The organism is Actinomycetes bacterium, from assembly GCA_036510875.1.
Lineage (GTDB): Bacteria > Actinomycetota > Actinomycetes > Prado026 > Prado026 > DATCDE01.
On sequence record DATCDE010000214.1, the window covers coordinates 1 to 8,654 of the forward strand.

At 71.3% G+C, this 8,654-nt stretch carries 8 protein-coding genes; 5 read left to right on the top strand and 3 right to left on the bottom strand.

Features of this window, described 5'->3' with window-relative positions:
* On the top strand, positions 1-356 hold a 356-nt coding region (locus VIM19_12400; GenBank protein ID HEY5185678.1), incomplete at its 5' end, for a helical backbone metal receptor.
* Positions 357-388: 32 nt separating this feature from the next.
* On the opposite strand, the gene panB is transcribed toward VIM19_12400, so the two are convergent.
* Positions 389-1,240 carry a 3-methyl-2-oxobutanoate hydroxymethyltransferase gene (gene panB, locus VIM19_12405; GenBank protein ID HEY5185679.1) on the bottom strand — a complete coding sequence of 284 codons (852 nt, stop codon included), beginning with the start codon at positions 1,238-1,240 and terminating at the stop codon, positions 389-391.
* A gap of 206 nt (positions 1,241-1,446) precedes the next feature.
* Between panB and VIM19_12410 the strand changes: the two genes are divergently transcribed.
* Entirely contained in the window at positions 1,447-3,114 is a 1,668-nt protein-coding gene (locus VIM19_12410; GenBank protein ID HEY5185680.1) for an MFS transporter, read from the top strand.
* Positions 3,114-3,749, top strand: coding sequence for a TetR/AcrR family transcriptional regulator (locus VIM19_12415; GenBank protein ID HEY5185681.1), 636 nt, complete (start codon positions 3,114-3,116; stop codon positions 3,747-3,749). Before VIM19_12410 ends, VIM19_12415 begins: the two co-directional genes overlap by 1 nt.
* A 33-nt stretch (positions 3,750-3,782) precedes the next feature.
* On the opposite strand, the gene VIM19_12420 is transcribed toward VIM19_12415, so the two are convergent.
* Complete coding sequence (locus VIM19_12420) at positions 3,783-5,513, bottom strand: NAD+ synthase (GenBank protein ID HEY5185682.1); 1,731 nt, start codon at positions 5,511-5,513, stop codon at positions 3,783-3,785.
* 64 nt (positions 5,514-5,577) lie between these two features.
* Between VIM19_12420 and VIM19_12425 the strand changes: the two genes are divergently transcribed.
* A complete protein-coding gene (locus VIM19_12425) occupies positions 5,578-6,024 on the top strand; it encodes a cupin domain-containing protein (GenBank protein ID HEY5185683.1) in 447 nt (148 codons plus the stop codon).
* A 13-nt stretch (positions 6,025-6,037) separates the two neighbouring features.
* Here the strand turns inward: VIM19_12425 and VIM19_12430 are convergent, their stop codons facing one another.
* A complete protein-coding gene (locus VIM19_12430) occupies positions 6,038-6,895 on the bottom strand; it encodes a GerMN domain-containing protein (protein ID HEY5185684.1) in 858 nt (285 codons plus the stop codon).
* 261 nt (positions 6,896-7,156) lie between these two features.
* Here VIM19_12430 and VIM19_12435 point away from each other — a divergent pair, with 261 nt between their 5' ends.
* Positions 7,157-8,494 carry a glutamine synthetase family protein gene (locus tag VIM19_12435; GenBank protein ID HEY5185685.1) on the top strand — a complete coding sequence of 446 codons (1,338 nt, stop codon included), beginning with the start codon at positions 7,157-7,159 and terminating at the stop codon, positions 8,492-8,494.
* Positions 8,495-8,654 lie beyond the last annotated feature (160 nt).

Below are 8,654 nucleotides of genomic sequence, written 5' to 3' on the forward strand. Positions count from 1 at the left end.
CGTGGGTGACCGCCGTGGTGCCCGTGTGGCGTCGTCCCTGGCAGGTGCTGGGCAGCGACACGTTCGCCGGCGACATGCTCGCGCACCTGGGGGTCGGCAACGTGTTCGGCCGGGAGGCCGAGCGCTACCCCAAGGTGTCTCCCGCGCTGATGCGGGAGCGCCATCCGGGGCTGCTGGTGCTGCCCGACGAGCCGTTCCGGTTCACTCTCGACGACCGGCCGGACGAGCTGGCCGACATCCCGGTCGCGCTGCTGTCCGGGCGGCACCTCACCTGGTACGGGCCGTCGCTCGTCAGTGCTCGCAGCGTCCTGGAGCAGCAGCTCATGGACGCCCATGTGCTCGTCGGCGCCCGGTAGTCAGGGCCGGGCGACCTCCGGTCGCTACCGGGTCACTGGTAGGAGTGGTCGGCGTCCGGGAACGCCCCGGACACGACGTCGCCGGCCCAGGCCTGCACCGCGTCGGTCATCATCGTGCGCAGGTCGGCGTAGGGCCGCACGAACTTCGGTGGGTGCTCGTTGAGGCCCATAAGGTCCTGCCAGACCAGCACCTGCGCGTCCGTGGCCGCGCCGGCCCCGATGCCGATGGTCGGGATCGACACGGTGGCGGTGACTCGTTCGGCCAGCTCGGCCGGGACGACCTCGAGGACGACGGCGAAGGCGCCGGCGTGCTCGAGCGCCTTGGCGTCGCGCAGCAGCCGCTCGCCGGCCTCGCCGCGGCCCTGCACCCGGTAGCCGCCGAACGCGTTGACCGACTGGGGAGTCAGCCCGAGGTGCGCCATGACCGGGATACCCGCGTTGACCATCGCCTCCACCTGGGGGAGCACCCGCTGGCCGCCCTCGAGCTTGACCGCCTGCGCGCCGCCCTCCTTGAGGAACCGGACGGCGGTCTGCAGTGCCTGCTCGGCCGAGGCCTCGTAGCTGCCGAACGGCAGGTCGGCCACCACGAGCGCGCGGCGGGTGCTGCGCACAACGGCGCGCACCATGGGCAGCAGCTCGTCGACGGTGATCGGCACGGTAGTGTCGTGACCCAGCACCACGTTGGCCGCGGAGTCCCCGACGAGCAGGACGGGGATGCCGGCCCGGTCGAAGATCGCGGCGGCGAAGGTGTCATAGGCGGTGATCATCGGCCAGCGCTCGCCGCGTTGCTTCGCGGTGGCCAGGTCGCGGATCGTGAGACGACGCTCACCGGCGCCGCCGTAGAGGCTCGGCAGCTCGCCTGAGCCGGGGGCAGGCACGGACATCGTGGTCTCCCATCTCGAGGCCTCGGGTGAGGTCCCCGTACGGACGGACGCATCCATGGTGGCACAGCCGGTGGCCCGCGGGCAGTCGGTCCGGTCGCTACCCCCAGCGGATGCCCGCACCGAAACGGAACGGTTGTGTATCGGAAAGGGTGGGCTTATCCTATCGAGGATACGATACGGAACGGTTTCGAATCTGAGGAGCAACTGTGCACGTCGACCCCACTGCCTCTGCCCCGGCCGCGAGCCGGTCGCACCGCAAGGACTGGATCCCGACTGAGGAGGGGCACCCCAGGCGCTGGGCCATCCTCGGCGTGCTGCTGGTCAGCCTGCTCGTCGTCGTGCTGGACAACACGGTCCTGAACATCGCGCTGCCCACCATCCAGAAGGACCTCAACGCCTCCCAGGGCGGCCTGGTCTGGGCGGTCGACTCCTACATCCTGGTCTTCGCCGCGCTGTTGTTCAGCTGGGGCGTGCTCGGCGACATGTACGGCCGGCGCCGGGTGCTGCTGATCGGGCTGGTCGTGTTCGGTGCCGGGTCCGCGATCTGCGCGTTCAGCGTGAACATCGGGATGCTCATCGCGTTCCGGGCCGTCATGGGCGTGGGCGGCGCGGCGATCATGGCGGTCAGCCTGGCGATCATCACCGTGGTCTTCCCGCGGCACGAGCGCGGCCGGGCCATCGGCCTGTGGGCCGGCGCGGTCGGCGGTGCCGTGGCCCTCGGCCCGGTGATCGGTGGTCTGCTGCTGCAGCACCCGGCGTGGTCCTCGTGGCTGACCGGTAACGACTGGGGCTCGGTCTTCCTGATCAACGTGCCGATCGTGCTGCTGGGCCTGGTTGGCGTCGCCCGGCTGGTCCCCGAGACCCGCAACCCGCACCCGCAGGCGCTGGACGTGCCCGGGTTGCTGATCTCGTTCGTCGGCCTGGTGTCGCTGGTCTACGGGATCATCCGGGCGTCGGAGGTGCTGTCCTGGACCTCGCCATCGGTGCTGATCCCCATCGCTGCGGGCGTGTTGATCCTCGGAGTGTTCCTCTTCATGGAGGCCCGCAGCGATCACCGGTCGTTCGACGTCTCGCTGTTCCGCAACCGCGGGTATGCGGTCAGCCTCACCGCGGTCAGCCTGGCGTTCTTCGCGATGAGCGGCATCACGTTCTCGTTGCCCTTCTACCTGCAGGTGCTGCGCGGCTACGACACGTTGCAGGCCGGCCTGTTCTTCCTTCCGTTCGCCGTCGGCCAGCTGACCTCGGCGCCTCGCAGCGCCGCGCTCGTCGCCCGGTTCGGTTACCGGCCGGTCATGACGACGGGGCTGCTGGTGGTCGCCATGGCGCAGGCGTTCCTGGTGCGGCTGTCGCTGGACACCCCGGAGTGGCAGCTGCTGGTGCTGTTCTTCTTCTTCGGGCTGGGCATGGGCAGTGTGATCGCGCCGGCGTCCACCGTGATGCAGAACGTCTTGCCGCTGGCTCGGGTGGGGGCCGGCTCCGCCGTCCAGAACACGGTTCGGCAGGTGTTCGGCGCGTTCGGCGTCGCCATCGTCGGCACCCTGCTGGCGACCAAGTACGCCGCCAACCTTGGCAACACGCTGGCGCCCCTGCCCCCAGCGGCCCAGGACGCGGCCAAGCAGTCGGTCGTGGCGACCCAGGACGTGCTCGGGCTGGCCGTGCACGCCGGCCTGCCCGCCCCGCAGGCCGCGGCCATGCGCAACGCCTCGTTCGACGCGTTCCTCAGCGCGTCGCACATGACGACGGCCCTGTCCGCGACCATCGTGCTGCTGGCCGCGATCGTCGTGGGGTTCATGCTGCCCAAGATCGCGCCGCCGCAGCGGGCTCACCACGGAGCCGACGAGGTACCCGAGCCCGCGATCGCCGTGGAGGCCTGATGGTCACGGCACGGCACCCCCAGCTGCGTCGGCTGCACGGCACGGACGCGCCGCACCGCGGTGGTCGCCCGCGCAGCGCCGAGGCCGACCAGGCCATCGTGGACGCCACCCTCGACCTGATCGCGGAGGAGGGCATCAACGCGCTGTCGGTCGAGGCCGTCGCGGTCCGGGCGGGCGTGGGCAAGGCCACCATCTACCGGCGGTGGCCGTGCAAGGAGGCCCTGGTCGAGGCGGCGCTCGGCCGGATGAACGACAGCCTGTCACCGGCCCCGGTCGAGGGCCCGCTGCGGGACCGGCTGGTCGTGCTCGTGGACGAGATCCGCTGCAAGAGTGGGGAGACGCACGGGGGCCGGATCCTGCCGCGGATGCTCGCCTACGGGGCCAGCCACCCCGAGCTGTTCGAGATGTTCTACCGACAGGTCATCACCCCTCGGCGGGCCCGGTTCCAGGCCGTGCTGACGGACGCCATCGCCAGTGGCGAGCTGCCGCCGGACACCGACGTCGACCTGGCGGTGACGCTGCTGGCCGCGCCGATGCTCTACCTCAACATGATGCAGTCAGCGGCCGGGGCGCCCGAGCCCAGGACCTCTGAGTCCCTGGTCGACAGCGTGCTCCAGGGCCTGCGCCCCCGCTGACCTGTCAGGGTGCGGACGACCTATGCGTCGTCCTCACCCTGGCAAGTGGGTGGACTCGCGCCAGCGGTTGGTGATGGGCAGGCGGCGGTCCCGGCCGAAGGCCTTGAACGAGATCTTCGGCCCCGGCGGGTACTGCCGCCGCTTGTACTCCGCCGTGTCGGTCATCCGCAGCACCCGCTCGACGAGATCCGGGTCGAAACCGTCCTCGACCAGCGCCGCGGCGCCGCGGTCCTGCTCGACGTAGTCGTCGAGGACGTCGTCCAGCAGCGCGTAGTCGGGCAGCGAGTCGGAGTCCAGCTGGCCGGGACGCAGCTCGGCGGACGGCGGCTTGTCGATGCTGGACGGCGGGATCGGCGGCGTCTCGCCCGGCTCCTGCGCCACCGTGTTGCGCCAGCGGGACAGCCGCCACACCATCGACTTGGCGACGTCCTTGATCGGCGCGAACCCGCCCACGGCGTCGCCGTAGATCGTCGAGTAGCCCACCGCCAGCTCGCTCTTGTTCCCGGTGGCCAGCACCAGGTGGCCCTCCTGGTTGGACAGCCCCATCAGGGTCGTGCCGCGGATGCGCGCCTGCAGGTTCTCCTCGGCCAGCCCGGTCAGGTGCAGCTGCCCCTGGTACGCGTCGAACACCGGCGCGATCGGCACCGTCCGCAGATGCAGCCCGGTCCGCGCCGCCAGGTCGGCGGCGTCGTCCCGGGAGTGCTGCGAGGAGTACGCGCTGGGCAGGCTCACGCCGTAGACGTGCTCGGCTCCGACCGCGTCGCAGGCGATGGCCGCCACGAGCGCGGAGTCGATGCCCCCGGACAGCGCGATGAGCACGGAGCCGAAGCCGTTCTTGCGGACGTAGTCGCGTAGCCCCAGGGTGACGGCGGCGTAGACCTCGGCCTCGTCGGACAATCGCTCGGGCACGGCTGCGGCCGCCATGGCGGGAAGGGCCACGGTGGGCGCCTCGACCTGCGCCTGGGGGGCGCGGTCGCTCGAGGCGGCCGGCAGGTCCAGGTCGACGACGAGCAGCTCGTCGGTGAACTGCCCGGCCCTGGCCAGCAGCGTGCCGTCCGCGGCCACGACGAGGGAGTCCCCGTCGAAGACCAGCTCGTCCTGCCCGCCGACCATGTTGACGTAGGCAAGGGTGCAGCCGGAGTCGGCGGCCCGCCGCTGGCACAGCTCCCGGCGCACGTCGTCCTTGTTCCGCTCGTACGGCGAGCCGTTGATGACCAGCAGCAGCCCGGCCCCGGACGCCCTGGTCTCGGCGACCGGGCCACCCTCCTGCCACAGGTCCTCGCAGATCGCCAGCGCGACGTCGACCCCGCCGACCCGCACCACGCACGGCTGCGTCCCCGGCACGAAGTAGCGGTACTCGTCGAACACGCCGTAGTTCGGCAGGTGGTGCTTGGCGTAGCGCGCCACCACGCGACCCCCGTGCAGAACTGCCGCGGCGTTCTGCGGGAGGTTGCGGGGCAGGCCGAGCCGCTCCGGCGCGTCCAGCCGGTCCAGGAAGCCCACGACGACCGGCAGCGCGCCGTGCCCCTGCGCGGCCAGCCGGAGCGCGAGCCGGTCCAGCGCCGAGCGGCTGGCCGCGACGAAGGACGGCCGCAGGGCGAGGTCCTCGACCGGGTAGCCGGTCAGGAACATCTCGGGGAACGCCACCAGCTGGGCCCCCCGCTCGGCGGCGGTGGCGACCCCTCGCACGACGAGGTCGGCGTTGCCCTCGAGGTCGCCCACGGTCGGGTTGCCCTGGACCATGGCCAGGCGCAGCTGCGGCATGCGCCGAGCCTAGGGGAGGCCGCCGTGGTCGGGCCGGGCAGCCCGCAGGGGGCAGACTGGGGGGATGACCGGTCCGGTGGTGCTGCTCGACGGGGACGGCGAGACCCTGCGGGCCGCCGCGGGGGAGTACACCGTGCGGCTCACGGGCGCGGACACCGACGGCCGGCTCGCGGTGGTCGAGTACCGGCTTCCGCCGTACTCGGTGGGTGCCGAGGAGCACGTCCACAACGACCACTCCGAGCAGTTCATGGTGGCGTCCGGGGAGGTTGTCTTCCGGGTGGCGGGCGACGAGGTGGTGGTTGGCCCCGGGTCGGTGCTGGCCGTTCCGGAGGGCGTCGCGCATGCCTTCCGCAACGAGGGTCACGAGGACGCGCTGATCGTGTTCCTGCTGACGCCGGCCGGCTACGAGGAGTACTTCCGCGACGTCGACGCGCTGCTGGCGCGGGAGGGCCACGCGGATCCAAGCGACCTGGCCGAGCTACGGCAGGCGTACGGCACCGACACGCTGTAACGCCGGCACGAGCTCAGCCGACGACGAACGGAATGCGCACCTCGTCCACCAGGATCGAGGCCACGTCGCCCCGCTCGCCCCCGGTGACCAGGACCGCCGGCCCGGTGAAGCTGCCCAGGTCCAGGTGCTCGTCGAAGGTGCCCCGCGTCCCGGTGCCCGACGTGGCCATGATCGCTCCTTGCTTGACCAACGTCCCGTCCGGCCGCTCCAGCCGCCACTGGACGACGGCCTCGAAGGTGTTCGCCGTCCCCTTGAAGGCCACCGGGCTCGAGGTGGTCAGCCCGGGCCAGACCGACTCGACCAGCACCTGCGGGGTGACCCCCTCGAAGTCGGCGGGCCCGACCGGCGGGTCCACGCCGATCCCCTCGCCCCCGATGGCGGCCACCGGCCTGCCGTCGATCCGGAAGGCCACGGTGGAGATGCCGGAGAACTGGGTCAGCGTGTTCACCACCTGGGCGACCCGCAGCTGCATCGACAGCGACCCGCCCCCCGTGGCGAACGTGCCGGCCAGGTCGACGGTAGCGACGGAGCCCCGCACCGCGAGGTCCAGTAGCCGGGTCCCACGGGGGATGGTGGTGGTCAGCCCACCGGAGGTCGCTGCGGCGTCCGGGCCGGCGAGCAGTGCCTCGACCGAAGCCCGCGCGACCGCGGCGTCGATCGGCGTGACGGTCACCCCGCCGGCTGCGAGCTTCTCGCCGCGCACCAGGTACACGAGCACGGTCGTCGGCGTACCCGAGGCGGACGGCGAGGCCGACCCGCTCGCCGAGGGGGCGGATCCGCTCGCGGACGACGACCCGCTGCCCCCTCCGGGGCTGCAGGCTGTCAGCAGGGCCACGAGGACGATGGTCAGCACCACCCGGAGCCTGCGCATACAACCACGGTGCCGCCACCGAGTGCGGCACCGTCAGGGTCGATCGCCCCCGAAACGGGCGGTGCCCCGCCACCTCCGGGGGAAGGCAGCGGGGCACCGCTGGCGCAAACGATTGCAGACTGGCCGTCGCCGCGCAAGGGGATCGACCCAGAATTCCCCCAAATTCGGCCTGTGCGCCGTCGGAGCATCCTCCAACGGCGGAGCAGAGAGATGATCATTCTGGTAACACGGCGGTAACACGGCGCGGACAGGATGACGAGCGTGGACAAGCAGCAGGAGTTCGTGCTCCGCACGCTCGAGGAACGTGACATCCGGTTCGTCCGACTGTGGTTCACCGACGTCCTGGGGTTCCTGAAGTCGGTGGCCGTCGCGCCGGCCGAGCTGGAGGGGGCCTTCGCCGAGGGCATCGGGTTCGACGGCTCGGCGATCGAAGGCTTCGCCCGGGTCTACGAGTCGGACATGCTGGCCCGCCCCGACCCGGCCACCTTCCAGGTGCTGCCGTGGCGCTCGGAGTCGCCGGGCGTGGCCCGGATGTTCTGCGACATCCTGAGCACCGACGGGACGCCGTCCTACGCCGACCCCCGGTTCGTGCTCAAGCGCGCCCTCGGCAAGGCCGCGGACCTCGGGCTGACGTTCTACACCCACCCGGAGATCGAGTTCTTCCTGTTCGAGCGCAAGCCGGGCCCGGGTGAGGAGCCGGTGCCGATCGACCACAGCGGCTACTTCGACCACACGCCGCACGCGCTGGGCCAGGACTTCCGCCGGCAGGCGATCACCATGCTCGAGGCGATGGGCATCTCGGTGGAGTTCAGCCACCACGAGGGAGCGCCCGGCCAGAACGAGATCGACCTGCGGTACGCCGACGCGCTGACGACCGCGGACAACATCATGTCCTTCCGGCTGGTCATGAAACAGGTGGCCCTCGAGCTCGGCGTCTACGCCTCGTTCATGCCCAAGCCGTTCGCCGAGCACCCCGGCTCCGGGATGCACACCCACCTGTCGCTGTTCGAAGGTGACCGCAACGCGTTCTACGAGGCGGGTTCCGAGTACCAGCTGTCCAAGACCGGGCGGTCGTTCATCGCCGGGCTGCTGCGGCACGCCCCGGAGATCACCGCGGTGACCAACCAGTGGGTGAACTCCTACAAGCGGCTCTACGGCGGCGGCGAGGCCCCGGCCTACATCTGCTGGGGCCACAACAACCGCTCGGCCATGGTCCGGATCCCGATGTACAAGCCGGGCAAGGGCAACTCCACCCGGATCGAGGTGCGCAGCCTCGACTCGGCGGCCAACCCCTACCTGGCGTTCGCGGTGCTGCTTGGTGCCGGGCTCAAGGGCGTGCAGGAGGGTTACGAGCTGCCGCCGGGCGCCGAGGACGACGTCTGGTCGCTGACCGAGTCCGAGCGGCGGGCCCTCGGGATCGAGCCGCTGCCGCAGAACCTGCACGAGGCGATCTTGGCTATGGAGCGCAGCGAGCTGGTCGCCGAGACCCTCGGTGAGCACGTCTTCGACTTCTTCCTGCGGAACAAGCGCGCGGAGTGGGACGAGTACCGCGGACAGGTCACTCCCTTCGAACGGGACCGGTACCTGCCCATCCTGTGAGCCCGGCCGGTCGCCGTCGCTAGGGTCGGGCTCGTGGTGCGTCCTGAAAGTTGGATCAGGCCTGCGGGTGTGAGTCCCGCCTGGGTAGGTACCGGAGCGCCCAGTAGCAGACCCCGGTTCGTTGGAGAGATCTGGCGGGCTGAGCGGGGTGTCGAGAGCC